The organism is Sandaracinobacteroides hominis (assembly GCF_016464365.1).
In the GTDB taxonomy this organism is placed as follows: domain Bacteria; phylum Pseudomonadota; class Alphaproteobacteria; order Sphingomonadales; family Sphingomonadaceae; genus Sandaracinobacteroides; species Sandaracinobacteroides hominis.
Map to the genome: position 1 here is coordinate 12,953 of NZ_JADCUC010000006.1, position 25,060 is coordinate 38,012.

Genomic DNA, 25,060 nt, shown 5'->3' on the forward strand with positions numbered 1-25,060 from the left:
TACTTTCCATCCCCTCGCGTCGCAAACCTGTGACGCGAACAGCGATACGTTATGCTTCCTAAAAATTGAAGCGCGATTGTTGTCCCGGGGCCATCCGACCGCCTGGGCTGGGCTCATGCCGCAGCATTTCGAACGCCCGTCGCCGGTGTCTGTCTCTTGCCGGTCGGCGTGAGGCGGCCGCCAACACCCTCCCGCGGGGCGAGGCTGCGCAGGTTGCGGAGGGTTTCCAATTCCTCTGGATGGCGGTCCAGAATCTCGATCAAGCCTACTGCGGCTTCGCTGGGCGGTGTGGCCCCGCTTTCATACTTCTGGAATGCGCGCCGTCCGCCACCGATAATCCGGCCTGCCTCTTCCTGGGTGAGGCCGAGCTTCTTGCGAACAGCCTTGACGCGCGCCGCGTAAGCCGTTCGCAGTTCGAGATGGGCCTGATCCAGAGCCTGCAGCTCCGCCCCTGAATGGATGGAATCACTATCGTCCTCGGGATACCAGCCCGGCACCTCGACTTCGCGCGACATCGACCCAACGCTGACCGTCTGCAAACGAGCGTCGCGGCGGAGGACCTGGCCGGTCTCGGGATGAATCCGTGGCTGCGTCACCTTCAATCCTTCTCGAACAATGTCAGCACGACATCGATCAGGGTCTTCCCATTCGCAATACACCTTTAAGGTTAATTTTCAACAGCGGCATGCGATCTGACCGGCCGCAATGCTTCAGCGCCCTCGGCCAGCAGTCGGGCGATTTCGTCCGACGTCTTGCGAACCGCCAGCTTCAGCGCCTCATCAATATGGATGTAGTCCTGGGTGACGTTCTGCGAAGCATGCCCAAGCATGGCCCGTATCGTCAGTTCCGTGAATCCGAGCTCGCCCGCAATGCTGCCGAAAGTGTGGCGAAGGGTATGAAGTGTTGCGCCCTCAATTCCCGCCCACTGGCAAACTCTCCGAAAACAGGCTGGTGCAGCCTGGTATGCGCCAGCGCCCGTCATTGACGGGAACACGTAGGGGTTACCAACAATCTCGGGTTGAGCGAGAACGACCTTCAGTGCTTCTGGGCCGATCGAGCGGACCTGAGCATCGGTTTTGGTATCCGGGAAGGAGACAAACCCGCCCTCCGCATGCACCCAGGCGCGCTTCATCGACTGCGCCTCTTCCCGTCTGTATCCTGTCAGCGCAAGTGTCCGTACCACCGCAAGTGCTGTCGGATTTTCGCCATTACGTTCGGCATAGGCGATGGCTTTACCGAACGCGACGAGTTCGGCAGTGCTGAGCCGTCTCGTTTTCTTGTTGATTGCGAGTTTCTTGGCTCCTCTAGTTGGGTGCTCCGCAATCAGCCCCTTGTGCTTGGCATGACCCAAAATGGCTTGCAGCGACCCGAGGCACCGCGACGCGACGCCAGGTCCGCCAGCGGGCCGCCCACCACGGCCGTTACCCCTAGCCTTGGCGGTTTTACCGTCTCGGACATCAGCCTGCATCTGCTCGACATCCGCAATTGTCAGCCTTTTCGCCATGCGATGGCCTAGAATCGGTTTTATGTGCGTGTTGATCCTGCTCTCGTCCATCGCGAGCGAGGAGGCCTTGATTGGACGGTTCTTGCGGCCAAGAATGTTGCCGGCGCGGGCTTCAACCAGATACCAGTCGCAGATCTCGGCGACGGTCATGCCACTACGGGCCTGGTGAATTGCCTCTGCTGGATCCTGACCACCAGCAACTTCGCCAAGCTTGATCTTCGCCAGATCCCGAGCCTGCTCCGTCGTTATGACGCCATAACGGCCAAGATTGATGCGCCGCTTGATCCCTTCGATGTTGCGGTACTGAACGATGAAGGTCTTGAGCCCCGATGGCAGCGCCCGCAAGCCGAAGCCCCGGATCTCGCTGTCCCACAGGACTGCCTGTTTATCTTTAGGCGGCGCGAATGCATCCACATTGCGCTTGTTCAACTTCGCTGTCGGCATATTTGACCCTCCATTTGGAGACAAAGATTCCAGAGGGGTGCTTTGTCTCCATTTTGTCTCCAGATTTAAGCGTTTCGAGGGTATTATGGGCGGAGACAATCGTAAAGGGGAACATCATAAATATCTGATTTAGCGTAGATAATCGTACTTAGGAAAGTTTGGGAAAAGTGGCCGAAATATTTTGCCAAGGTTGAAGTCGAGGGTTCGAATCCCTTCGCCCGCTCCAATTTTTCCGAATATTCGCAGATAGTTGCTGATCATATCGGGAAGTTGGCGCTGCTTACAGTCGACAAAACATTCTAATTGTAAGCGCCTTGTAAGCAATTGACCCTGACGGCTCTTTCGCCGCCTCCTCGCCTTGAGCACCTGGTCGACAGAATTGATGATCAGTTGAGCGGACTAGGCAGCCTTTGCGCCAAACGCGGGCTGCCTATGCATGCCGGGCAAGGCGGCACCCAGCGATACGTCCACATTGCTCATGCGCTGGTGCTGACGGCCGACCAGCCTGCGGAGAAAATGAGGAAGCTGATGGGATATGAATTCGCTCAATAATTCAGGGTAAGCCCATAATAAATGGTTAGCATGTATAAATCGGCAGTGATCTTGCCGATTGTCTATTGTTAGCATCGCTGTCTTGCCGCAACGTCATGCTGGGTCTTTGTCGCGTTCAGGTGCTGTGTGATGTCTGTTCAATTGCGCCAGATCGAATTTGTTATCGCTGCATCCGAATATGGAAGCCTGCGAAAGGCAGCGGCGGCTCTTGGGGTCCAGGAATCTGCTATTAGTCGGCAGATTCGAGAACTTGAATATGAGCTTGATAGTGCGTTGTTCGTTCGCAACTCGTCTGGCGTCCGGCTCACTGCTGCTGGTCGGGATTTTGTCGATCGGTCGCGTAAAATCATATCTCAGATTGGGTTGGCCAAGGCAGCAATCAAGCAACGCAGTGATGGCGAACAGGGCGATCTGCGGATCGGAATTTTCTCATCGCTTGCGTCAGGGTTTTTGCCCGAGTTGTTCAACACATACTGCCGTCAATACGAACATGTTCGGCTAACTTTCATCGAGTGCAATCCGTCGGAGCACGTGGCCGCCATTCGCAAAAGCAATACAGATATCGCTTTCCTTACTGGAAATGCAGGATGGGCAGGCTGCGTTCATCAGCAATTCTGGAATGAGCGCATTTACGCCGTGCTGCCGGCAATTCATCCGTTGGCTTCGCAGGAGCAAATCGACATAAATGATTTAGCGGGAGACCGCTTTATCGTGAGTGAATCGCCGCCAGGCCAAGAAATACACGACTATCTCATTAAGCGCCTTGCTGATTTGGGGTATCATCCAGATATCAAGCAACAAAGCGTTGGTCGAGACAATTTGCTTCATCTGGTGGCGCTCGGAATCGGGATCACGCTGACAAGCCAGGCGACTATCGCGGCCGCATTTCCCGGCATTGCCTATGTCCCTATTGCTCACGAAATTCTCCCATTCAGCGCGGTGTGGCTGGAAAACAACGAGAATCCCGCGCTTCAACGCCTGCTGGATATGGCCCGTTCGCAAATCACGCCTCAGGTGGCCATCAGGACCGCCCCCTGACAAATGTACCCTGCTCCTCTTTCATGCGCATCAACAACCGCGCGCTCTAATCGCCTCAGCATGAAATCATGGGGTCAACACGATCAGGCCAAACCGCCCACAAACCCACTCGTCTGGTGCGGCCGTGGCAGGGCCATGCGCATAAGCCCGCGACATCCCCGGGCGCGACAGCGGGAACGGGCTCCCACCTCGCGGAGATAGAGCTGCCGGTGCAGCGGGTGCGCCTGAAGCCTGGCGATCTCGATGTAGCGCAGATGCCCACAGCGAAGGCATGTCATTTCCAGTCGATCGCATGGATCGAGGTCCAGTACCTGGAGGGTGTCGGCCCAACTCATGCGAAGTCCTCGGCTGACGGAATGCGTGTGAAGCTGATTTTCCCGCCGACATTGCCGCCTTTCGGCGGATTCCATGGGCCGACGCTGACGAGCGTTCGCCCGAACTTGGCGTTGGCACCATCGATGGCACGCCCCAGCCGTTCCCAGCGCTGGCGGTCTTCATCGTCATCGTCGAGCAGATCCAGCTGCCGCTCGCCGGCCGGGGTCAGTGCGCCAAGCGTGACACCTATGCGGAAGATCTGGCGGCTTTTGCCGGCTGTGGTCTGAAGCTCGGACCATAAAAGCAGGAGAGACTGCAGAACGGCGGCGTCATCCTGCACTTGCCGCATGGCGCGTTCCCCGCCCCACCAGCCGTCCTTCAGGCTGGCGTGCAGCATCAGCAGGCTGCTGGTGTAGCCTTCCCGCCGCATGCGTCTGGCGGCCTTCACAGCCAGCAGGCGGGCGATTTCCCGCGCGGCAGGCAAGGTACGGCCTTCGGGTGGTAGCACCCGCATATGGCCGAACATGCCGCGCTGGCTGGGCGGTGCCTCGATGGCATAGCCATGGAGCGCATACCAAAGCCGTTCGCCCGACACATTGCGCCAAAGCGCTCGCGCCTGTTTGGGGGCAAGGCGTAACAGGCAGTCAGTTGTCTCAACGCCGGCAATCGCCAGCCGCTGGGCCATACGGCGGCCAACGCCTGGCACATCCTCCAGCGGGATGCGGATCAACGGCCCGGGCATGTCCTGCGGGCGCCACACGGTGCAGCCGTCCGGCTTTCCAACGGCGCATGCGATCTTGGCCAGATGCCGATTGGCGGCGAACCCCATGGAACAGGTGATACTGGCGCCGATGCCATAGCGGATTGCGCGCTTGATCCGCTGGGCCAGCCCATAGGGGTCAGCGATATCGTCGGTGCCAAGCCGACAGGCAAGCTCGTCGATGGACTTCACGGTATCGATGGGAATGACGGCGTGGATTTCCGCCACCAGCGCATTGTGGGCGCGGCGGTACATCTCCGGCTTCTGCGGCACCAGGATGAGATCGGGGCAGATCGACTTCGCTTCGTCCACAGGCATGATGTTCTTGACGCCACGCGCCTTCGCCTCGCGCGAACAGGCAATCAGGATCGCCCGTGTGCCGCCGACATAGGGGATGACCCCCACCGGCCGCCCACGCAGCCGCGAATCGATCTGCTGTTCGACGGACGCGAAAAAGCCGTCGAAATCCAGATACATATGCTCGATGGTGTCAGGGCGTCGCATGTGCGGAGCATATCGAACAAAACGGAACAAAGAAAGAACATGAGTCTGGATGACAGCGCAGATTTACGGTGGCAGGGTGGCGGCATGTGCAATTTGTATAGCGCCACCACCAACCAGGAGGCCGTCCGCCGCCTGTTCCCGAAGATATCGGATCGCGTCGGCAATCTTCCTGCCCTGGCGACAATCTATCCCGATCAGGAGGCACCCATCATCCGCAATGGGACAGCGGGTGAACTCGAACTGGTGATGGCGCGCTGGGGTATGCCGTCCCCGGCGTTTGCGCTGGAGGGCAAGAAGACCGATCGCGGCGTCACCAACATCCGCAACACCGCATCCCCGCACTGGCGGCGCTGGCTCGGGGTGGAGAACCGCTGCCTCGTTCCCGTCACAGCCTTTGCGGAGCCGGCCCGTGATGCAGACGGCAAGAGCCGCAAGCAGTGGTTTGCGGCAGTGGATCCCGATCAGCCGATGTTCTTCGCCGGGTTGTGGACGCGGTGGACGTCAGTCCGGAAACTGGCGGAGGGCGAAGTGACGGCCGATCTCTATGGGTTTTTGACGACCGAGCCGAACGATCTTGTCCGGCAGGTCCACCCCAAGGCCATGCCGGTAATCCTGACTGAGCCGATGGAATGGGACATCTGGATGACCGCACCTTGGGTAGGTGCCAAGGCATTGCAACTGCCTTTGGATGAAGGAAAGTTGGAAGCGGTGGACGGGTAATGTCGAATTGCCAATGTTACAATTTACTACACCTTTGTCAGATCTGGGCAGGGTAGTCGTTGGAATATGGCGCCGCTTAGCCAACCGCATGCGAAACCGGCGAAAAAGGAGTCAAATACGGTGAATACAGGGCAGCACTCTTGCAAATTTGAGATACTGTCCCAAGACTTTTCTAAAGGACTCTTGTGCTGACATGGCAAACCGGCCCGCATTTTTTGTTGATGATTCAGAAACGGCATTTGTCAAGGTGGAAGCATTCGATTTCACTTGGTTTGCTGGGACGGCTCTGGCGCGCAGGCAAATGTCGATGAGATCGCTACATGACGTAATTCTGAGAGTTCATCCAGAATCGAGAATTCTAGAAGTTTCCCGAATGTCTCAAGTCAATTTGGGCGTGCAGCTGAGCGCTTTCAACCTGACGTTCAAAACGGCGAAGTTCGGAAAGATCATAACAGTCGAGTGTGCATTTCAAGCATCAAAAGTTTTCGAGTACGGAGGGCCGTTCCTCGATTTGCTCGACAAGTCATCGTTTGATGCCAAGCGCGATCGAAGATTATCTGACGCTGGAAGACTAACTGGATTTCGTTTTTTTGGTGATGATTGGCCCAACGATCCACCAACGGCCTTCTACGATTGGGTGTATATAAACGCTCTTAGCCGTCACTCTGATCTAGCTAGTGCGGTGACCGATTATGATGTGTTCACGGACATCGCATTCAATCCACAAAAATCGATTAATTGCCAAGCGAATTCGGTGGCGCTCTATGTTTCGCTGGTCAAGCGAGGCGAACTCGAATTGGCTTTGTCAGAAAAGTCATCATTCATTGAAATTGTTAGAAATAGAAATTTCGTAACAATAAATCAAAACTACAAACGACTTTTTGACAACTGATGTTCGAAAATAATCTACGTTCGATATTTAGTGGGGTAAATAGAGGTGAACTATATTGACGAAATTAAACAAGAAGTTGAGTGTAGAGAAATTTCACTTCTATATCATTTTACTCCATTTGAAAATGTCCGGAGTATTTTAATAAATGGACTTGCATCTCGAGAAATTCTCGAAAAGCATGAAATTTCATACGTCGCAACAGATGAGATGCGGCTTGATGGACGGCTAAACGGATTATCTCTATCGATCCACTCTATAAATTGGTCAATGTTTAGAGCAAAAAAGCTCCAGTATCTCTGTGAGTGGGCTATACTTGAACTAGATTCTAGTATTTTGTGGACTCATGAATGTAGGTTTTGCTGGGCGAATGCGGCATCCCGGGAAATTCTAAAGCATCGTGGCTTCAGAGGCGGCCCATGGGCGTTAAGGAAAATGTTCGAGGATCGAATTGGTATTGGGGGATCTGTACGAGAAAAGTACTCACTGTTGGACCACATGCCCACGGATGAGGGTGCTGAAGTTCAGGTTCTTAACATCATTAGTCCAGAGTTGATCAAAACTGTAATAGTTGGCAGCGAAAAATCCAAATCTGAAGCGGAAAATATTGTGCGCGACAGCGGCATGGCAATTTCTGTGTGCGTAGAAAATTTGTAGCGGTAGTTGCAGTTGGACAGTTGGGAACTCACTCGATGCCTTCCAATCGCTGGGATATGCTCCAACCTATCGAGGGCGCAATCTGGAGAACGCCCCATCGGCCTCAATAAACCGGTCTACCATTGGCGGTATTAGCCGGGCTTGCTCTGGTGGGTATGCGTCCAAATTCAACGGCAAAAAAAACGCAGAACGATGCATTTATTGGGCAAAATCTCAGCGTGCATATCAGCATTAAATGTTGTCAAAACCTCTATCGATCTTTATGAATTAATGCACCAAACAATGGCGGCTAGGGGGCCGTTTTTAATGACGCTCGTGATCACCACCTGTACGAATCGCAAGCGCAAGCCAATCCCCGAAAGTCTCCATGTGTCTGCGCGCCCCCTAGCGCCTATCGCCGAGTTCGCGTGTGACTGGGTGGCGCACTTGTCTGCGATGGCAGACGTCTTTCCGGCGCGCGAGATTTACGGCGGCCGCTCATTTCAGGAAGCCCTGCTCGCTGCCGACTTGCTCAACGCTCGACTGCTGATCGTCTCAGCAGGACTTGGGCTGGTGAGCGCCGAGAGGCGTGTCCCGCCCTATGCCTGCACCGTGCTGGTCGATGCGCCCGACAGCATCGCATCGCGGGTGCTGGGGGACTACTCGGTTGCAGAATGGTGGCATACGCTTTGTGAAGCTTCGCCTTTCTCGCAGCCGCTGGCATCGGCGGTCGCTTCGACAGACAGGCTGATATGCGCGGCTTTGTCTGACGCCTATATCGAGATGATCGCGGGCGACCTTTGTGCTCTGCCTGTTGAGGTGCTGGCGCGGCTGCGGCTGTTCACGCGTGCGCCGCTGGTACGCGTGGCGCCGGCGCTCCGGCCGTTCGTCATGCCCTATGACGACCGGCTTGATGGGCCCGACAGCCCGGTGCGCGGCACGCGCGGCGACTTTGCCGGGCGCGCGCTCCATCACTTTGCCGAATATGTCGTTGGTGAGACCGATGGCCGGTCGGCCGGCGAACATCGCGCGGCTGTTGCGGCCGCGATCAGTGGCTGGCGCATGGCGGCACGGTTCGACCGGCAGCGACTTGATGATGCGGCGGTTTTGGACCTTATCCGGGAGCATTGGGACGCCGAGCGCGGCAGCACCGCGCGGCTGCTGCGGTGCCTGCGCGACGATCTCGGCGTAGCCTGTGAGCAGGGGCGGTTCGCCGATCTTGCCCGCCGGGTGCGAGGAGAGAAGGCATGACCGCCCGCGAGTATCTCAAGGTCCGCGCCGTGCGCTCGGAACAGGGGGAGGGGACCGGCGTTTTCGCCTTCTTCCTCTACGGATCAGACATCAGCCGCATCGCCGACATCAGTCGCATCCACCGCGACGAGCAGGAGCTCAAGGGCTTCCAGCGCCGCGAGATCCGCGATCATGTCAAGGAAATCACCGCGTTCCTGGATAGCGGCCCAGTGCTGTTTCCCAACGCAATCATCCTGGCTATGTCGCCCGAGGTTGAGTTCGTGCGCTCGCGCGGCCGTTCTCCCGATCAGGCTTGCGAAGTCGGCGAAACCGGCACGCTCAAGATCCCGCTCTATCCCGAAGGCCATCGCGCCGCTTGGATCGTCGACGGCCAGCAGCGCTCACTGGCACTTGGCGCGGCCAAGGATCGCTCGATCGTTGTGCCAGTGATCGGCTTTATCTCGGACGAACTCACTATTCAGCGCGAGCAGTTCATCCTGGTCAACAAGGCGCGCAAGCTGCCTACCGGCCTCATCAACGAACTGTTGCCCGAGGTCAGCGTATTGCTGCCGCGCAACCTCGCCGCGAAGCAACTGCCAAGCATCTTGTGCGAGGCACTCAACACCGACCCGAAGTCGCCCTTCTTCAAACTTATCAAGCGCGAGTCCGATGCCAAGGACCGCATTGGTATCGTCTCCGATAACGCGCTGATCGAGACCATGAAGTCGAGCCTTAAGACCCCTGCCGGCGCGCTTGGCCAGTACAGGCATAACGGTGATGGCAACGACACCGAAGCCATGTACGGCGCGATGCTGCTCTACTGGACCGCGGTGCGCGACACCTTCCCCGTTGCATGGGGTAAGCCCGCCACCGAAAGCCGGCTCATGCATTCGGCCGGCATTCGCGCGATGGGCGCGTTGATGGATACGGTCATGCTGCGCGCCGATGCCGCCGCCGACAAGGCCGCTGCCGTCCGCGCGACCCTGCAGCGGCTGGCGCCGCATTGCTGCTGGACCAGCGGCACCTGGGAGGGCTTGGGTCTGGTCTGGAACGAAATCCAGTCGACCTCGCAGCACATCACCAAACTCAGCGACCATCTGATGCATGTCGAGCGCGACCTGGCGCGTGCTGCCCCATGAAGTTCATCTTCGCCGACAGCCTCGATTATGTCGATCCGGCGTTCGACTTCATCGGAGACCGCAGTCCGGCCGAGCGTCAGCCCTATTGGGACGACGCTTATCCGCACGAGATCCTGGGTTATGCGCCCTATGACGGCGTATTGGTCTCGCGCGGCATCGTCGGTGACCACCGCGTGAAGGGCAAATATACCGCCAGCCAGGCGCGCCGTTTCCACCTGGTCGGCGTGCGCAAGTTCCTACGGCTGGACAAGCCTGAGTTCGCGCATCTTGACATCTTCGGCGACTGCGGCGCCTTCACCTATGTCCAGGAAGAGCGTCCGCCCTATTCGGCTGGGGAGATGGCCGAGTTCTACGACGAATGCGGCTTCACCCATGGCTGCTCGGTCGATCACATCATCTTCGATTTCAACCCCGCCGGACAGGGGATGAGCGGCGGCACCGACGACGCCAAGGCGCGCTTCGAGATCACGCTTGAAAATGCCGATGCCTTCCGCCGCGAGGCGAAGGCGATCGATGCGAGCTTTACGCCTCTAGGCGTGGTCCAGGGCTGGTCTCCGGGCAGCATGGCCGAGGCCGCGCGGCGGCTGGTGACGATGGGCTATGACTATCTCGCGATCGGCGGCATGGTTCCGCTCAAATCGCCCGAGATCAAGCTGGTGCTCGAGGCGATCCGTGAAGCGGTGCCGGCGTCGACCCGGCTGCATATCCTGGGCTTCGCCAAGGCCGACGATATCGACAGCTTCCACGGCTATGACATCGCCAGTTTCGACACCACCTCGCCGCTGCTCCGCGCATTCAAGGACGCCAAACAGAATTACTATCTGCCCGGCGAGGGCTTGGGTCTGCGCTACTTCACGTCGATCCGCGTGCCGCAAGCGATCGAGAACCCTAAACTTCAACGCGGCGTCAAGAAGGGCATGTTCCGCGCCGAGGAATTGGTGCGTCTGGAGGCATTGGCGCTGAACTCGTTGCGCGCTTTCGATCGGGGTGCCGCCGACCTTGAGGAGACTCTCCACAATGTCCTCGTCTACAGCGCGCCCCTGGTCGAGGAGAAGCCCTACGAAGACTGCAAGGACAGCGTCGCGCTGACGCGGCTTGGGCAGTCGTAACAATGCTCATTGGGCCACTCTTGCATTAAATTCGTCGAGCGTCAGGGTTCGACCTCCAAAGACATCTTTCAATCTTCGGCCATCGGGGGCGAGCTGATCGACCGGCGCCAGAAAAATTCGGGGATTGTCGGATCGCGGCGCGAGGTTTTGCGGCTCCAACATTTGCCGGTCGCCGACCATCACGAGTTCGGGACCACGCGGCAGTCGCGATAACGCAAGCGATGTGAGATCGCTGACAAAGAACGCCGATTTTTCCGCGAATTTGAGGACGCGTGGCATGTCGAACGGCTGGACGCCAAGCGTGATCAGCTTGGCGAGACGCGCCTGCTGAAGGCGTTGCAACGTTTCGCCGAGGCGGCGCGATGCATTGCGCGCCAGATCGGCGGGATCGTAGCTGACAAGCAGCCTAAGATCGCGATCGAGCAGATCAGCGACCAGCGGATCGAGCGCCTCGGTCCAGGGGCCACGGGGTTCTCCGACCGCAACGCTCTGAAGTCGGCAGGTCTCGTCCGAGCGACAGAGGCTGCAGCGGCTGCAGGTGCGCCCGACCCGGTGGGGGCCATAAAGGTCTTCGAGAATCGTCGCCGGGCATCGCGCGTCGCGCAAATAATCGCGCATAAGATCGAGATTGCGTTTGGCGGCGAGCCATCCCTCACGGCGCACCGGTTCCACAAGATCCTTCCACACGGCCAGGTCGAGATGATGATCGTCGATGATCTCGATCTCGAGCCAGTCACCGTCTTCCTGGATCCTCGGAAAGGGAGTTCCAAGCAAGCGCAGAATGCCGGCGCGCGCCATCAGCGCAACGGTGCGCAGGTTCCAGTCCGTGTTAGCGTCGCCGAACATGTCGATATCGCGCTCATCGGTGCCGGGACGTCCATCGATCCGGACTGCGAAACGGCCAGTTCCGAAGAGTGTCTTGCGCGCAAACATCACCGACCACCGATGAAAGCCGCGATCGATACTGATCACCTGCTGAGCGTTGATGCGTTCGGCGGTCTGGAAAGGCGCGCCGTCACTCGTTGCCGACTTCAGGGTCGATTGTCGGCCGCGGCGCTTCCCCCAACGCCGTCGCCTGCCTGCCGACATCCTGGCCGAGCATCAGGCAGTCCTCGGCAGCTCGCCGCTTCGTCAGGATTTGTGGAGCGCACTGACGTCTCGGGCGGGCATGCGCCTAGCCGGATTCCAGGAGCGCGCCGCGCTGCGCTTGTCAGCGGCGACTGACGATGGCGGGACGATTGTCACCGCGGGGACCGGCAGCGGGAAGACGATCGCGTTCTATCTCCCCGGCATGATCCGGATCGGCGAGGCGACCGGCAGCGACCATTGGGTCAAGGCCATCGCGATCTACCCGCGGATCGAATTGCTCAAGGACCAGTTCGCCGAAGCGTTTCGCATGGCGCGGACGATCGATCAGACGCTCGCGGCGCATGGCCGCCGACCGCTTGTCATAGGGGCGCTGTTCGGCAAGACACCGACCCGGGCTACACGCCAGGAACTCACTGACAAAAGCTGGGTCCGTCGTGGCGAGGATTTCATTTGCCCCTGGATGCGCTGCACGCTCTGCGACGGCGAACTCGTTTGGCGAGGCGCCGACATTGCTACAGGCACCGAGCGCCTCGTCTGCGTCCAACAGGGATGCGGCGCGCAGATCGGTGACGACCAGATCGTGCTGACCCGCACCCGGCTGCAACGCACCCCCCCGGACATTCTGTTCACCACCACCGAGATCCTCAATCAGCGCCTGTCCGACCATTGGATGCGCGGCCTCTTCGGTGTTGGCCTTCCGGCTGCCCGCAAGCCATTGCTCGCGCTCCTCGACGAAGTGCATACCTATGAGGGAGCGACAGGCGCGCAAGCCGCGCTGACATTGCGCCGATGGCGGCATCTCCTGGGTGCGCCGATCACTTGGGTCGGGCTGTCCGCAACGCTTGGCGATGCGGCGCGCTTCTTCTCGGACTTGACCGGCGCCGCACTCGACGATGTCGTCGAGATCACCCCGACGCTCGAGGAGTTCGAGGAGCAAGGAGCGGAATATCAGATCCTGTTGAGGGGCGATCCGGCATCGCGCGCGTCGCTGCTCTCGACCACGATCCAGACGTCGATGCTGCTGCCGCGACTGCTCGATCCGCCAGGCGCGACCAATACCTCCGGGACTGTTGGACGGCGTGCGTTCCTGTTCACCGACGATCTCGACGTCACCAACCGCCTGTACGACGATCTGCGAGATGCAGACCCGCCGCTTCGCGCATGAGCGTGGAGCGCTGTCGCACTGGATCCCGGTCGACCCGGCGTTCCCGGAACAGGACCGCCGGATCAGCGACTACGCCCTTGAGCACGAGTTCGTCGGGACGTTCACGGGCAGCCTCAATGAACGGGTCGATAGCGCGCCGTTGCTGGTGTTTCGGCCTTGGACCGTGAGGCTCGAACGAGCCGCGCGAACCGAGGCCTTGCCGAGCAGCAATGCGCGGCTGTTGTGGCAATCTGACATTGTTGCCAATGGCGACGCGCTGGGTGTACCGGTTCCGACGCGATCGGAGTGGCAGCACCATGTGCGCGCTATCGACTTCCACTTGCACCGATTTCGCTCGAGCGTGAGCGTTCGCCGCTTCGCCGGAACGGCGCAAGCGAACGTCCGGATTCTTCAGGACGACTTTGCCGTCACACTGCAGTTCATGAGCGACGACGATCGACCGGCCGCGGTTGGGTTCGAACTGGAGGTCGATGGCTTCCGTCTCGACCTGGCGCTGCCCAATGCCGAAACGCTGGCTGGCAACACCCTTCCGCTTGACGTGCTGGCGACCAGCAAGCTCGCCTATGTGCGAGATCTGATCCGGCTCGACCCGGACCTACCCAACGACGTCAATCAGTTCCAGCGCGAATGGCTAGTCCAGTTTCTGCTCTCGGCCTTGCTTGCCGATGCGTCGAGCACCAAGCGTCCGCTTGCGGAGTCGATTGCCGATCTGCTTGACGACGATCGCATCGAAGCCGTTTTTGGTGCCGTCATGAACGATGTCTTCGGCGCTATGCCACCGACGCCCCCCGATGCCGAAGACACCGAAGACGCCGACGCCGAGGAAGACCCCGATGGCAACGGGCATGCCCCGGACGGAACTGCCGGCGTCGGCGCTACCGGCGGGGGAGGACGTTTGCAGCAGGCGTTGCTCCAGCAACTAGCCCGGCCGATCGTGCGCGACCGGTTGCGCGCGCTGATGCCTCATCCCTCGCGCGACCTTCACGGGCCGGCTCAATCGCGCGCAGTGCGCGACCTGTTCCAGAGCCTGTTCATCGCCGAACTTATCCACCCGAGCCCGAAGATCTGGCTGTTCTTCGCCTGGATCAGCGACGTCGAGATCGTCGACAATTCGGCGCGCGAGTTCGCCGCCCTCGAGCCGGACTGGCCCGCAGCTCCGATCCGCCTGTCGCAACTTTTGCGCGCGCTCCTGACCCGCGGCGTCCAGATCAGGCTAGTCATCCGCGAAGACGGGCACAATGACTATGTCATCGCACGTCTGCAGGCGCTGAAGGCGCGCTTTGGCGACCAGATCAAATGGACTGTCGAGAAGAGCTTCCACGCAAAAGGCCTGCTCGGCGCAGATTATTTCCTAAGTGGGTCGATGAATCTCACGCTTAACGGCATCTCGATCAACGGCGAGCATCTTGTCCTGCGCACAGATCCGGCCGTGGTCGCCGAACAGTCGATTGAACTCGAATCGCGCTGGGAAGGCCAGATGGCATGATCGGCGCCAATCTTGCTGCCGCCCAGGCCGTTCTCGCCGACCTCGCCGCGTTGGCCCCCTGCGCGGGCACCGGCACCGACATCGAAGCACTGTGCGCAGCGGTCACCCAGACTGTTGGCGCCGAGGCCTTTCCGGGTGGGCTCGCACCGTTCATAGACGGGGCGGGCGCGATGCAGATCGATGTCGCCGCATCGACCGTGGCGGATTGGCGCCGCCTCAAGCTGGTTTTGCTCGCTTTTGCCGGGCCAACGCTCACTGCGTTCGATGGTGTGCCGGAGTCCTTCGATCCCACAGACCCGGTCGGTGCGCGGTTGATGCTGACCATGCCAGCCGTCACCGGGATTATGCGCCTGCCCGGCGATAACCGGTCGCGCATTGCGGCCTTGCGCGCCGTGCTTCGTGCGCGTGATACATTGGCCCGCGCGCCGGAATTGCAACGCTCGGCGCCGCTTCCGACCTCTTGGTTACTTGCGCGGTTCCAGGATTATCTGAACGTCGGTCGGCGCGATGCGGCGATGCTCGTGCTCGAGCGGCTTCGTGGCGAACTTCGCCTCGACGCGCTCAACGTCAAATTCCTCGAGGTCCAACTGCTGGCAACCTTTGAGGATTGGAGTGTGATTACGGCGCTCCCGGAATTCGGGAGACTGTGCGCCGCGCGCAGGACTCCGGCGATTACGGCGATCCTCCTCGAAGCCCTCTACCAAACGCATGTTGCCGGTCCCTTCGAAGCAAATGACCAAGAGGCCACGCGCACGGCGTTCACCGTGTCGGTCCAGCCCTTCGTCCAAGCGATGCGCATCGCCTCCGTACCGGCATCGCTGCGGGCAGGGGGGTGGCGTCTTCTCGGTCTCGAAGCGCTGTCAGATGGAGGGCGCCGGGGCCTTGTCGCCCTGCTCGCCGATCACGCGCTAGATCTTGGCTGGATATTTGCGTTGCTGCCGACGCACTCGCCCGTAGCGCCGCCGGACGTCGAAGCCGAAGCTCCCCTCGAAGCGGCGCGTGAAGCCTTGATCCAAGTCGAGGCGGTGGATAGCCTAGATCTGCTCGCCGAAGCAATGGCAGCGCTGGAGCGGCTCAATCCTGACGAACTGGCGCTGCTGCGCGAGACGATGCCGTTTCGGACCATTGTTCAAGCGGCCGAAGGAACTGCGCAGACCGCGCCGCCGGATTCGTGGTTGAGTTGGCTCGGGCGCGTTGCTGATCCTGGGTTCACGAGCGCACTCGAGTTTGCGCGCCAAGGTAAGGACGAATGGGACATCGGTGCGTCCGCTGCCGACCCGGTAGCTGTCCGAGCGCTCGTCGCGGCGCTCGAGGCTGTCCAGAACGAAGATCTCGCCGCCGAGCGAACAACCCAGGCGCTCCCCTATCTGGTGGCCTGGCTGCAGCGCGACGAGGCATTTCCAAGAGCGGCCATGTCGCCGGTCTACGGTGGGTTACTGACCCTGTTCGCGATGGGGAGCGCGCGGGGGGCTGCCATATATGAGTCGAGCCAAGTGCTTGTCGAAGCGTTGCTCGGCTCCAGCCTCGATGCGAAATTATATCACGAGTTGATCGCCGACATCGATGAGATCGCCGGCGACGGATATGGCATCGACATGATCTACTGGGTGCTGGAACTCGTCGAGGGCTTCATGAATGCCGCGTCACCTGACGCGGCGGCGCGAGAACAGTTACTGCATCGCATCCTTGCTCGAACCGCGCCGATTATGGGGCGCCTGACCCGCCTGCAGCGCGTCGCCGTCACCGTCTTGTCGAGCGAGCTTGGCTGGGCACTTCCCCCGCCACCAACATCCGATATCGTACCGGCCGAAGATACCCTCGCAAGCCGATTGGCTGGCCTTCGTATCGCCATTTACTCGCTGACCGAGTCCTCGAGTCGGCAGGCAAAGGCCGCGCTCGAGGAAGTCACACCGTTGGTGACCGTCGACACCAACGCCGATCATGGTGGCACCGCGCGCTTGCGAGCACTTGCTGAGAATTCCGATATTTTCGTGATGACCTGGTTGGCTGCCAAACATGCAGCTACAGATTTCATTCGCGAACATCGTGGCAGCAAGATCTTGCTTTACTCGCAAGGCAAGGGGTTCTCGAGCATGCTTCGTGCGATCGAGGACCACCTATTGCAGTAATCAGAGACTCGATGTTGCGGAATACCTAAATAATACCTCAATGGAATTTTTGGGAACAACTGTTGAGTGTCGCCGTACTAACATCATATCCGGACGACCGCAGGGTCGAACTTACGTTGCAAGAAAAGCTATTCGTCAAGTAACATACATTCGATCTCATATAAAATGATTGAAGAAAATATACCTACGGTATTCGTGAATCGTTATTGTAGAAAATATAGGCATTACATTTCTCGGTTAGTTCGGCATTCCGCCAATTTCTGACGATGATGTCCAAGTCATTATTTGGCCTAATCATATAGGTTCCAAAGAACGTCAGCTTTTAGCTCGTATCGCGCTAGAATTTCCCCATCCGGATCGTCTGACCAGGCAACCTATTTTTCCCATTATTATGCTGACGGGATACTCGAAAATAGGCAGCTAGGAGTTCATTTTGAACGTGATTTAGCAAATGCCCTGTCTGCTGAAATGAACTGGCCGATCATAGCGGGAATGAGTCGGGCGGGTTCCGGCGCAGCTGTGCCGGTTTCCTGCGCCAATTGTTCACCATAGGCGATGAGATCGCGATACAGCGCGGCCGGCAGTTCGACGGTTACCTTGACGGGCCGCTCGTCAGAGATGGGACCGAGCTTCAGCCTTTTCATGGGATAGCTCCATAGGGTTCGATAATGAGATCGCGCGTCACGAGAATGCGCGCGGTGAAGCCGGCTCGCACCGTGAGCGTGGGCGACACATCGAGCTGCCGGTCGACGACTTGGCGGCCGGTGTCAGTAATGCTGTCGGCGGCCCCACGGCGCAGGGCGCGGAGGATGGCGTTGTCGTCGGAACCGGCTCCCAGTTCGGCGCCGACGCCTAATATGGTGGAGAGGAGGCTGGCCCGAAGCATCTGGCCCCAGTGGCGATCTACGCCATCCTGCATTCCGGCCTGCCCTTGCGCATCGGTGCCGGGCTGGCGATCCAGACTGAGCGAGCGGCCATCGGGGAAGACCAGCCGGTTCCAGGCCAGTAGCACGCGCTGCTGTCCGAAAGCGATCCCGGAATCATAGTCGCCGATGACACGGGTGCCCTGCGGGATGAGGACGATCCTGCCGGTAGGGCTGTCGTGGACGTTGCTGGTGACGTGGGCTGTCACCTGACCGGGCAAGTCGGAGCGAATGCCGGTGAGGAGCGCGATGGGAATGATGGCACCGGCCTGAAGGATTTGCCGGGAGGTTGGCGCGGTGATCCGTTCGGCGGAGGTGGCAGGCTCACTTCGCTGGCCAAGGAATGCTTGGCGTCGATCGACAGGTGCGGCGGGCTGAGCGGCACCGGGCGGCTGACCAGCATTGATGGGCAGGCCGTCCGCCAGGACCGAAGGTGTTTCAGAAGATGCAGTGGAGGAGCCTGTTGCGAACAGCTTTGCGGTCCGGGCAGCTTCGCGCTCCTGCTGTCGCTGCTGAACTGCTGGGTCCACGGGCTGGACGGGGGGCGTGGAGGTCGCAATGCCCGGCACGGGCACATCTTTGCCCTGCTGTTGGGCACGCAGGATCGGCCTACCGAGATCACCGGGCAGCGGCGGCCCTAGGCGCGGTATTCCGCTATAGTCGCGGGGCAGCTGGGCCAGACCATCGGGTGTGGTGCGATTGTCGGTCGGCACCAGCTCTGGCGGCCGCTTCGCATTTTCGCGGCCCTGCAGGGCATAGACCAGCGCTCCACCCAGACCGATGCTGACGATAATGCCAAGACCGAGAAGGGCTTTGCGTGAGAGCCGCGTGACTGGCGGAAGTGTCGGTCGCAGGCGCATGGCGTCGGCGACTTCCTTCAAGCGCGGACGCTCGCTTTGCGTCTCCCCAATGGCGGATTTTTCATCCGACGAAACTGCTGATGAGCTTTCCGGCGCTGCTGCCGGCGGTGGCGGGTCGTCGCTCATGGCCGGTGTCCGACATCGCGCTGGATGCGGACGCTGGCCTGCCGCTTGCCGCTTCCCATCCGCAGCTCGGCAATCGAGAACAGCTGGTCGACGATCATGTAATTCCCGCGCACGCGGTAGTTGATCAGCTCCAGCGACTTGCCGTCTGCGCCCACCTGAAACAGCGGTGGCATCTCGCCCTGGGCGATGCTGCGATCAAACTCGATGTAGACTTGGCTCCCATCATTGAACGCGCGCACGGGCCGCCAGGCCGGGCGGTCACCGGAAAGGACATAACCAAAATCGAGACTGGCGGGATCGACCCCGGCGGCTGCTTGCCGTTCCGGTTCCGCCTTGCCCTGTGGTGGTGCAAGCAAGGCCCGCTGCGGATAATCCCACCGGACGGACGCCATCCATGTCCGTTCCGTTGCCCGCAGTTCAAGGTGGTAGGTGCGGCGGTCGGTGTTGATGACAAGATTGGTTCCAATGTCGGAACGGGTGGGCTTCACGAGGATATGGACCTGCTTTGCAGCTCCCGTGCCGCTTTCGGTGTCGCCTATGATCCAGCGCACAGTATCGCCGGCGGCGACCGGCCCGGGGCCAACCAGCTTTTCGCCAGGTTCGAGCGCGATGTCGGTAACGTGGCCGGGTGCGGTGTAGAGCTGATAGAGGGCGCCATCGACAAACGGCCAGACCTGCATGGCGTTTATGAACCCGTCGCGTACCGGCTCCATGCGGGAGGCGGCGTTGGCCTGAAGGATGCGGGTGGCAGGCGATGCCGGCTCCGGCGTGCGGGCAGCTGCGGGAAGTGGTTTCAGCTGGCCGGGAAGCGGCAGGGGCACGGGCACTTCCACTATGAGTTGTTGCGGTGGTCCGAGCGCGACAGGGGTGTCCGTCGCAGGTGGTGCGGCCGCCAAAGCCTGCACCTCTGACTTCACCTGCGGCACCGGCGCGGATGTCGCCGTCGTCGCGCAACCGGCGATGACCGTCGTGGAAATAAGCAGCAGCAAACACAATGGCCGGGTCATGATCCAAGCTCCTTCGACCAGTTGATGGCGTCGACGTAGATGCCGAGTGGATTGGCTTGTAGGCGTTCGGGGTCGCTGGGCGGCTGCACGGCAACCGTCAGGATCGCGCTCCAGCGGGCGGTGTCCATGAGCGATCCGTCGCGATAGCTGCGTTCGGTCCAGGCGATGCGGAATGATGATGGCGACGCCCGGATGACCGAGTTGACCTCGACCGACACCTGTTCCTTGCCGACGCGGGAGAAGGGGTCATTGGCGCGGGCATGGTCGCTCAGCACGAGTGCGCCACGCCTTGTCGTCATGTCGTAGGCGCGCAGCCAGTTCTGGCGCACGATGATGGGATCCGTGGCGATACCGCGTACCTGTTCCATGAACCGCGACAGCTGATAGGCAATCTGCGGATCGGACGGCAGGAACCCTTCGGTTGCCGGACCTACAGCGGAGGTCTGGCCAAGCTTGTCGACCTCCACCACCCAGGGGACGATGGTGCCGCGGGTTGCCTGCCAGACGAGGGCGGCGGACAGGCCGCCCACCAGCCCCAGGCAGGCGAATGCCATCAGCCGCCAGTTGCGCGCCTGAACGCGGGCCGAGCCGATGCGGTCATCCCACACCTGCGCCGCGCGCTGGTAGGGCGTTTCGGGCTCTGGCGTTTTGCCATAGTGGACGGCGGATCGCCGGAACATCAGCTGTTTCCTTCACTGAGCGAGATGGAGGAGCCGCCGCCGTGGCTGTCGCCGGCGCGGATGGCATGGAGGGTGGCCTGCGTCCCTTGCGACAGACGCTGGGAGCGGCGCAGTCGGTTGGCCCAGGCGGGCGGTTCGTTCGAAGCGGCCGACGATGCGGCGCCTGATGAACTGCCACTGGAAGCTTCGCGCTGGAGAGGGGACACAGCAGCCTGTGCGCCGGTGCGGGTAACATTGCCGAGACCGCCTGCAACAGCGCTAAGCCCGCTGCGCCCGGCGCTTCCGGCGGAATAGGCCTCCGATGCACCGGCTGCCATGGATGCGCCGCCCCGGGCTGCGGCTGCCGTGCGGCCAAGGACTGCCGAACCGCCCGCTGCCGCCATGCCACCGGTTGCAACGCCGGCTGCCACCATGCCGCCAGCGGCCATGGTCGTGCCGACCGCCGCGCCTGCGGACAGCTGTGGGCCGCCGGACACGATGCCGTTGGCGATGCCCGGCGCGAAGATGCCCAGACCCAGTAGCGAGAGCGCTGCCAGCACGATGGTCATCGCCTCATCGATGGTCGGGATTTCACCGCCGAACCCTTGGGTGAAGGTGGAGAACAGCGTGGAGCCGATGCCGATGATGACGGCGAGCACCAGAACCTTGATGCCGGACGAGATGACATTGCCCAGCACGCGCTCGGCCATGAAGGCGGATTTGCCGAACAGGCCGAACGGGATCAGCACGAACCCTGCCAGCGTCGTCAGCTTGAACTCGATCAGCGTCACGAACAGCTGGATTGCCAGCAGGAAGAAAGCGAGCAGGATCAGCGCCCAGGCGAACAGCAGGCAAATGATCTGGATGAAGTTCTCGAAGAAGGAGACCCAGCCCAGCAGGTCGGAGACGGATTCCAGCAACGGCAGGCTGGCGTCGAGCCCGATCTGTGCCACCTTGCCGGGCCGTAGCAGGTCTTCGGGTGGTAGGCCGGAGCCGCTTGCCAGCAGACCGAGGCCGGCGAAGCTTTCGTAGATGATCTTCGCCAGCCCGTTCCAGTTGGAGATGAGATAGGCGAACACGCCCACGAACAGCGTCTTCTTGATCAAGCGCGCCATGATGTCGTCGTCGGCACCCCAGGACCAGAACAGCGCGGCGAGCGTCACGTCGATGACGATGAGGGTAGTGGCGATGAACGCGACCTCGCCCGACAGCAGGCCGAACCCGGCGTCGATGTAAGAGGTGAAGACCTCCAGAAACTGGTCGATGATGCCGGTGCCGCCCATGATCAGCCCTCCGGCTCAGGGCAGTTGGCGATCGTTCGATATCCTGCCCCAGAAACCGGTCCCGGTTCTCGGACCAGAGGTTCAGGCAGGATGGGTCGCGGGACGCTGCCTCCCCCATATCGCGGCAGGCGCGGAGCGCCGCGCGACGGGGATCGGGAAGCGGCGGCGCCTGCACTATGGCCAGCGGCTCTTCCCGCCGCTCCCTGTGGGTAAACTGCACCGCCGTCAGCGTGACGGCGATGCCGACGAACGCGAACGCGCCGGTACGTGCAAGGGTGCGGCTGTCCATCGCCCTGTCACTCGTAGAACATCTTGGCCTGGCCCGGCTGATAGGTGGTGCCGGGGGTCAGGAAGCGCTTGCGGTGTTCGCGGCCCTGTTCGGCAGCCGCTGCCTGTTCGGCGGCCTGAAGCGCCATCGCTCGGCCATTGGCGGCTGTCACTGCGGTCAGGTCGGCCAGCTGTTGCGCCTGAAGGGCAAGGATCTGGTTCCCGGCCTGGGCTGCCTGCAACGCGCCCGACGCCCCCTGACTTTCGCCGACGAGGGCGGCCATCTCGCCTTTGCTGGCGTCCATGTTCTGGACGATGCCGGCCTGCACCCGCATTGCATCCTGCAACGCCCCAACGCTGGTCTGCCAGCGGGATTTGGCGTTGGCGATCAACTGGGCGTCGGTGGCGGCCGGATCGACCTGGGCATAATGCTGCTGAAACGCCTGGTCGATCTGCTGGACATCGTAAGCGATCGACTGGGCTTCGGCGAGCAGCTGTTGCGTCTTCTGGATCGACTGCTGCAACTGGGCGAGCGCCGAATAGGGCAGGCTGGCGAGGTTTTTGCCCTGATTGATCAGCATTGTCGCCTCGTTCTGCAGGGAGGTGATCTGGTTGGTCACCTGCTGCAGCGAGCGGACGGCGGTCAGCACATTCTGGGTGTAGTTGGAGGGGTCGAACACGACGATGGCGTGGGCCGGTGCAGGCACAATCACAGGGATGATGCTTGCACTCAGCAGCCATGCCACCGCGATCCGCGCGGAGTGGGATTTGCCGTTCATTGGTCATTCTCCTCTGGGACAAGATCGGGGACGAGATCTGCGGCCCACCCAAGGCCGCGATGGCGAAGCCAGGCGGCCAGGAACCCATCGCTGCCATGTTCAGCATGCAGAGCGGTGATGGCGGGCTGGTCTGATTTCGCGGATGCCGCACAGAGCGCGAGCGCGACATCGGACAGCCCGAGTTCGAACAGCCGGTTGCCGCGTCGGGACTGGCAGTAATAATCGCGCTTTGGTGTGGCGCGCGCGAGGATATCGATCTGCCGGTCGTTGAGACCAAAGCGGCGATAGACAGCGCTGATCTGTGGTTCGATAGCGCGCTCGTTGGGGAGCAACAGCCTTGTGTGGCAGCTTTCGATCAGCACCGGCGCCAGAGGTGAAGCATCGATATCGGACAGCGACTGGGTGGCGAAGATGACCGAGGCATTCTTCTTGCGCAGTGTCTTCAGCCATTCGCGCAACTGGCTGGCGAATGCGGCATCATCGAGCGCCAGCCAGCCTTCATCGATGATGATGAGGGTGGGCGCGCCATCGAGCCGGTCCTCGATCCGGTGGAACAGATAGGAGAGCACGGCGGGCGCGGCGGGCGTTCCGATCAGGCCATCGGTCTCGAACGCCTGTACCGACGCGCTTCCTAGATGCTCGGTTTCGCCGTCGAGGAGGCGACCATGGGGACCACCGACGCAATAGGGCGCCAGCGCCTGCTTCAGCTGGCGGGATTGCAGCAGCACGGCAAGGCCGGTCAGCGTCCGCTCGGATGGCAGCGCGGTGCCAAGCGACGACAGCGCCGACCACAGATGTTCCTTTACGTCGGGGGTCAGTTCCACGCCTTCGCGGGTGAGGATGGCGGCCACCCAGTCGGCGGCCCAGGCGCGATCCGGCACCCGGTCGACGCGGGCCAGCGGTTGCAGGCTAAGCGGCCGGTCAGGTTCTTCGTCGGCGGCAGGCGCGATGCTGCCGCCAAGGTCATGCCAGTCTCCGCCCATCGCCAGCGTGGCCACACGCACCGATCCGCCGAAGTCGAATGCAAAGACGCGGGCGCCGGGATAGCGGCGGAACTGCAAGGCCATCAGGGCCAGCAGCACGGATTTTCCGGCACCGGTCGGCCCGACGACCAGCATATGGCCGACGTCGCCGACATGGAGCGATAGCCGGAACGGGGTTGACCCTTGCGTCTTGCCAAACAGCAATGGCGGCCCGCCGAGATGCGCATCGCCCGGCTCGCCTGCCCACACTGCCGACAGCGGAATCATATGGGCAAGGTTCAGCGTTGAAATCGGCGGCTGACGGACATTGGCATAGACATGGCCCGGCAGGCTCCCGAGCCAGGCATCCACCGCGTTGACCGTTTCCGGGATGGCGGTGAAGTCGCGGCCTTGGATGATCTTCTCGACCAGCCGCAGCTTCTCGTTTGCCGCTCGCGGATTCTCGTCCCAGACGGTGACGGTCGCGGTCACATAGGCCATCCCGGCATGGTCGGCACCCAGCTCCTGCAATGCCAGGTCAGCGTCGGCGGCCTTGTTGGCGGCGTCCGAATCCACCAGCACGGAAGCCTCGTTGGTCATCACCTCTTTCAGAATGGCAGCGATCGACTTGCGCTTGGCGAACCATTGGCGGCGGATGCGGGAGAGAAGTTTGGTCGCGTCGGTCTTGTTGAGCAGCAGCGCTCGGGTCGACCAGCGATAGGGGAAAGCCAGACGGTTCAGATCGTCCAGCAGGCCGGGCGTGGTCTGGGTGGGGAAACCGGTGATGGTCAGAATGCGCAGATGCGCGTTACCCAGCCGTGGTTCCAGCCCGCAGCTGAGCGGCTGATCGGGCAGCAGCGCGTCCAGATACATCGGGGTCTCGGGCACTCCGACCCGCTGCCGCTGTGTCGAAATGCTGTTGTGCAGGAAGCCCAGCGTCTCGCCGTCATCGAGCCAGGCGCATTCCGGCATGAGCGGATCAATGAGGCCAAGCAGGCGGTCGGTCCGGTCACGGAAGCCGGCCAGCAGTTCGTGCGGGTCAAGGTTCCGGCTGTTGCGGCCTTCGTACATCCACTGCTCCGCCCGGCTCGCATCTTCGGGCGGCGGCAACCAGCAGAAGGTCAGGTAATGGCTCGATTCAAAATGCGCGCCTTCCTCTTCGAACATTGCCTTGCGCTCGGCATCCACCAGTGCGGATGCAGCATCGGGAAAACTGCTCTCGGGATAGGACGTGGCGGCATGGCGATGGGCGTCGACGAACAGCGCCCAGCCGGAGCCCAGTCGCCGCAGCGCATTGTTGAGCCGGCCAGCAACCGCCACCAACTCGGCCGGCACGGCGGAATCGAGGTCCGGCCCCCGAAACCGCGCCGTGCGCTGGAAGCTGCCGTCCTTGTTGAGAACGATTCCCGGCGCGACAAGGGCTGCCCAAGGCAGATAGTCCGCGAGCCGTGTGGCGTGGCGACGGTATTCGGCGAGGTGGAACAT

Annotated in this window: 22 protein-coding genes and 1 pseudogene; 10 read left to right on the forward strand and 13 right to left on the reverse strand. The window is 61.1% G+C overall.

Annotated features, from left to right (window positions below; translation table 11 throughout):
• Nucleotides 1–113: 113 nt before the first annotated feature.
• Nucleotides 114–596: a type II TA system antitoxin MqsA family protein gene (locus tag IM784_RS12730; protein WP_199555727.1), complete on the reverse strand. Its 483-nt coding sequence runs from the start codon at nucleotides 594–596 to the stop codon at nucleotides 114–116.
• Between the two features lie 71 nt (nucleotides 597–667).
• Nucleotides 668–1,948 carry a tyrosine-type recombinase/integrase gene (locus IM784_RS12735; RefSeq protein ID WP_066284207.1) on the reverse strand — a complete coding sequence of 427 codons (1,281 nt, stop codon included), beginning with the start codon at nucleotides 1,946–1,948 and terminating at the stop codon, nucleotides 668–670.
• Nucleotides 1,949–2,629: 681 nt separating this feature from the next.
• Between IM784_RS12735 and IM784_RS12740 the strand changes: the two genes are divergently transcribed.
• Nucleotides 2,630–3,538 carry a LysR family transcriptional regulator gene (locus IM784_RS12740; protein WP_199555728.1) on the forward strand — a complete coding sequence of 303 codons (909 nt, stop codon included), beginning with the start codon at nucleotides 2,630–2,632 and terminating at the stop codon, nucleotides 3,536–3,538.
• Between the two features lie 331 nt (nucleotides 3,539–3,869).
• Here the strand turns inward: IM784_RS12740 and IM784_RS12745 are convergent, their stop codons facing one another.
• On the reverse strand, nucleotides 3,870–5,117 hold the full coding sequence (locus tag IM784_RS12745; RefSeq protein ID WP_199555729.1) for a Y-family DNA polymerase: 1,248 nt from the start codon (nucleotides 5,115–5,117) through the stop codon (nucleotides 3,870–3,872).
• Between the two features lie 39 nt (nucleotides 5,118–5,156).
• On the opposite strand from IM784_RS12745, the gene IM784_RS12750 reads away from it, so the two are divergent.
• From IM784_RS12750 to IM784_RS12760, 3 genes are all read left to right on the forward strand, one after another.
• Nucleotides 5,157–5,837 carry an SOS response-associated peptidase gene (locus IM784_RS12750; protein WP_235977212.1) on the forward strand — a complete coding sequence of 227 codons (681 nt, stop codon included), beginning with the start codon at nucleotides 5,157–5,159 and terminating at the stop codon, nucleotides 5,835–5,837.
• Between the two features lie 193 nt (nucleotides 5,838–6,030).
• On the forward strand, nucleotides 6,031–6,729 hold the full coding sequence (locus IM784_RS12755; RefSeq protein WP_199555730.1) for a DarT1-associated NADAR antitoxin family protein: 699 nt from the start codon (nucleotides 6,031–6,033) through the stop codon (nucleotides 6,727–6,729).
• A 45-nt stretch (nucleotides 6,730–6,774) separates the two neighbouring features.
• Nucleotides 6,775–7,383: a DarT ssDNA thymidine ADP-ribosyltransferase family protein gene (locus tag IM784_RS12760; protein WP_199555731.1), complete on the forward strand. Its 609-nt coding sequence runs from the start codon at nucleotides 6,775–6,777 to the stop codon at nucleotides 7,381–7,383.
• 66 nt (nucleotides 7,384–7,449) lie between these two features.
• Here IM784_RS12760 and IM784_RS17765 read toward each other — a convergent pair whose 3' ends face one another.
• A complete protein-coding gene (locus tag IM784_RS17765; protein ID WP_199555732.1) occupies nucleotides 7,450–7,581 on the reverse strand; it encodes a DUF2274 domain-containing protein in 132 nt (43 codons plus the stop codon).
• Nucleotides 7,582–7,689: 108 nt separating this feature from the next.
• On the opposite strand from IM784_RS17765, the gene IM784_RS12770 reads away from it, so the two are divergent.
• The 3 genes from IM784_RS12770 to dpdA are packed head-to-tail and all read left to right on the forward strand — an operon-like array spanning nucleotide 7,690 to nucleotide 10,840.
• Nucleotides 7,690–8,613 carry a hypothetical protein gene (locus tag IM784_RS12770; protein WP_199555733.1) on the forward strand — a complete coding sequence of 308 codons (924 nt, stop codon included), beginning with the start codon at nucleotides 7,690–7,692 and terminating at the stop codon, nucleotides 8,611–8,613.
• The gene (dbpB, locus tag IM784_RS12775) at nucleotides 8,610–9,731 is read left to right on the forward strand and encodes a DGQHR domain-containing protein DpdB (protein WP_199555734.1); all 1,122 of its coding nucleotides are present in this window, start codon (nucleotides 8,610–8,612) and stop codon (nucleotides 9,729–9,731) included. The genes IM784_RS12770 and dbpB overlap by 4 nt, the downstream gene beginning before the upstream one ends.
• Entirely contained in the window at nucleotides 9,728–10,840 is a 1,113-nt protein-coding gene (dpdA, locus tag IM784_RS12780; protein WP_199555735.1) for a tRNA-guanine transglycosylase DpdA, read from the forward strand. Before dbpB ends, dpdA begins: the two co-directional genes overlap by 4 nt.
• Before the next feature lie 6 nt (nucleotides 10,841–10,846).
• Here dpdA and IM784_RS12785 read toward each other — a convergent pair whose 3' ends face one another.
• Nucleotides 10,847–11,812, reverse strand: a complete 966-nt coding sequence (locus IM784_RS12785; RefSeq protein ID WP_199555736.1) for a hypothetical protein — start codon at nucleotides 11,810–11,812, stop codon at nucleotides 10,847–10,849.
• A gap of 13 nt (nucleotides 11,813–11,825) precedes the next feature.
• Here IM784_RS12785 and IM784_RS12790 point away from each other — a divergent pair, with 13 nt between their 5' ends.
• The 3 genes from IM784_RS12790 to dpdD are packed head-to-tail and all read left to right on the forward strand — an operon-like array spanning nucleotide 11,826 to nucleotide 16,709.
• Nucleotides 11,826–13,094 carry a DEAD/DEAH box helicase gene (locus IM784_RS12790; protein WP_199555737.1) on the forward strand — a complete coding sequence of 423 codons (1,269 nt, stop codon included), beginning with the start codon at nucleotides 11,826–11,828 and terminating at the stop codon, nucleotides 13,092–13,094.
• Entirely contained in the window at nucleotides 13,069–14,580 is a 1,512-nt protein-coding gene (gene dpdK, locus IM784_RS12795; protein ID WP_199555738.1) for a phospholipase D-like domain-containing protein DpdK, read from the forward strand. Before IM784_RS12790 ends, dpdK begins: the two co-directional genes overlap by 26 nt.
• Nucleotides 14,577–16,709, forward strand: coding sequence for a protein DpdD (gene dpdD, locus IM784_RS12800; RefSeq protein WP_199555739.1), 2,133 nt, complete (start codon nucleotides 14,577–14,579; stop codon nucleotides 16,707–16,709). The genes dpdK and dpdD overlap by 4 nt, the downstream gene beginning before the upstream one ends.
• A gap of 428 nt (nucleotides 16,710–17,137) precedes the next feature.
• Here dpdD and IM784_RS12805 read toward each other — a convergent pair whose 3' ends face one another.
• From IM784_RS12805 to trbE, 8 genes and pseudogenes are all read right to left on the reverse strand, one after another.
• On the reverse strand, nucleotides 17,138–17,353 hold the full coding sequence (locus IM784_RS12805; protein WP_199555740.1) for a DUF2274 domain-containing protein: 216 nt from the start codon (nucleotides 17,351–17,353) through the stop codon (nucleotides 17,138–17,140).
• Nucleotides 17,350–18,618: a TrbI/VirB10 family protein gene (locus IM784_RS12810; RefSeq protein ID WP_199555741.1), complete on the reverse strand. Its 1,269-nt coding sequence runs from the start codon at nucleotides 18,616–18,618 to the stop codon at nucleotides 17,350–17,352. Before IM784_RS12810 ends, IM784_RS12805 begins: the two co-directional genes overlap by 4 nt.
• Nucleotides 18,615–19,625, reverse strand: a complete 1,011-nt coding sequence (trbG, locus tag IM784_RS12815; protein ID WP_199555742.1) for a P-type conjugative transfer protein TrbG — start codon at nucleotides 19,623–19,625, stop codon at nucleotides 18,615–18,617. The genes IM784_RS12810 and trbG overlap by 4 nt, the downstream gene beginning before the upstream one ends.
• The gene (gene trbF, locus IM784_RS12820; RefSeq protein ID WP_199555743.1) at nucleotides 19,622–20,305 is read right to left on the reverse strand and encodes a conjugal transfer protein TrbF; all 684 of its coding nucleotides are present in this window, start codon (nucleotides 20,303–20,305) and stop codon (nucleotides 19,622–19,624) included. Before trbF ends, trbG begins: the two co-directional genes overlap by 4 nt.
• On the reverse strand, nucleotides 20,305–21,567 hold the full coding sequence (gene trbL, locus IM784_RS12825) for a P-type conjugative transfer protein TrbL (RefSeq protein WP_199555744.1): 1,263 nt from the start codon (nucleotides 21,565–21,567) through the stop codon (nucleotides 20,305–20,307). Before trbL ends, trbF begins: the two co-directional genes overlap by 1 nt.
• 34 nt (nucleotides 21,568–21,601) lie before the next feature.
• A pseudogene (gene trbK-alt, locus IM784_RS12830) lies at nucleotides 21,602–21,856 on the reverse strand (putative entry exclusion protein TrbK-alt); the annotation flags it as partial.
• A gap of 7 nt (nucleotides 21,857–21,863) precedes the next feature.
• Complete coding sequence (gene trbJ, locus IM784_RS12835) at nucleotides 21,864–22,613, reverse strand: P-type conjugative transfer protein TrbJ (protein ID WP_199555745.1); 750 nt, start codon at nucleotides 22,611–22,613, stop codon at nucleotides 21,864–21,866.
• On the reverse strand, nucleotides 22,610–25,060 hold the full coding sequence (gene trbE, locus IM784_RS12840) for a conjugal transfer protein TrbE (protein ID WP_199555746.1): 2,451 nt from the start codon (nucleotides 25,058–25,060) through the stop codon (nucleotides 22,610–22,612). Before trbE ends, trbJ begins: the two co-directional genes overlap by 4 nt.

Excerpts from the sequence above, each read along its gene's own strand:
- dpdA (WP_199555735.1), top strand. The coding sequence starts at position 9,728 with ATGAAGTTCATCTTCGCCGACAGCCTCGATTATGTCGATCCGGCGTTC.
- dpdD (WP_199555739.1), top strand. The coding sequence starts at position 14,577 with ATGATCGGCGCCAATCTTGCTGCCGCCCAGGCCGTTCTCGCCGACCTC.
- IM784_RS12805 (WP_199555740.1), bottom strand. The coding sequence starts at position 17,353 with ATGAAAAGGCTGAAGCTCGGTCCCATCTCTGACGAGCGGCCCGTCAAG.
- trbF (WP_199555743.1), bottom strand. The coding sequence starts at position 20,305 with ATGTTCCGGCGATCCGCCGTCCACTATGGCAAAACGCCAGAGCCCGAA.
- IM784_RS17765 (WP_199555732.1), bottom strand. The coding sequence starts at position 7,581 with ATGCATCGTTCTGCGTTTTTTTTGCCGTTGAATTTGGACGCATACCCA.
- trbL (WP_199555744.1), bottom strand. The coding sequence starts at position 21,567 with ATGGGCGGCACCGGCATCATCGACCAGTTTCTGGAGGTCTTCACCTCT.
- IM784_RS12770 (WP_199555733.1), top strand. The coding sequence starts at position 7,690 with ATGACGCTCGTGATCACCACCTGTACGAATCGCAAGCGCAAGCCAATC.
- trbJ (WP_199555745.1), bottom strand. The coding sequence starts at position 22,613 with ATGAACGGCAAATCCCACTCCGCGCGGATCGCGGTGGCATGGCTGCTG.
- IM784_RS12740 (WP_199555728.1), top strand. The coding sequence starts at position 2,630 with ATGTCTGTTCAATTGCGCCAGATCGAATTTGTTATCGCTGCATCCGAA.
- trbE (WP_199555746.1), bottom strand. The coding sequence starts at position 25,060 with ATGTTCCACCTCGCCGAATACCGTCGCCACGCCACACGGCTCGCGGAC.
- IM784_RS12750 (WP_235977212.1), top strand. The coding sequence starts at position 5,157 with ATGAGTCTGGATGACAGCGCAGATTTACGGTGGCAGGGTGGCGGCATG.
- IM784_RS12790 (WP_199555737.1), top strand. The coding sequence starts at position 11,826 with ATGCGTTCGGCGGTCTGGAAAGGCGCGCCGTCACTCGTTGCCGACTTC.
- IM784_RS12735 (WP_066284207.1), bottom strand. The coding sequence starts at position 1,948 with ATGCCGACAGCGAAGTTGAACAAGCGCAATGTGGATGCATTCGCGCCG.
- IM784_RS12745 (WP_199555729.1), bottom strand. The coding sequence starts at position 5,117 with ATGCGACGCCCTGACACCATCGAGCATATGTATCTGGATTTCGACGGC.
- dpdK (WP_199555738.1), top strand. The coding sequence starts at position 13,069 with ATGCAGACCCGCCGCTTCGCGCATGAGCGTGGAGCGCTGTCGCACTGG.
- dbpB (WP_199555734.1), top strand. The coding sequence starts at position 8,610 with ATGACCGCCCGCGAGTATCTCAAGGTCCGCGCCGTGCGCTCGGAACAG.
- IM784_RS12810 (WP_199555741.1), bottom strand. The coding sequence starts at position 18,618 with ATGAGCGACGACCCGCCACCGCCGGCAGCAGCGCCGGAAAGCTCATCA.
- trbG (WP_199555742.1), bottom strand. The coding sequence starts at position 19,625 with ATGACCCGGCCATTGTGTTTGCTGCTGCTTATTTCCACGACGGTCATC.
- IM784_RS12755 (WP_199555730.1), top strand. The coding sequence starts at position 6,031 with ATGGCAAACCGGCCCGCATTTTTTGTTGATGATTCAGAAACGGCATTT.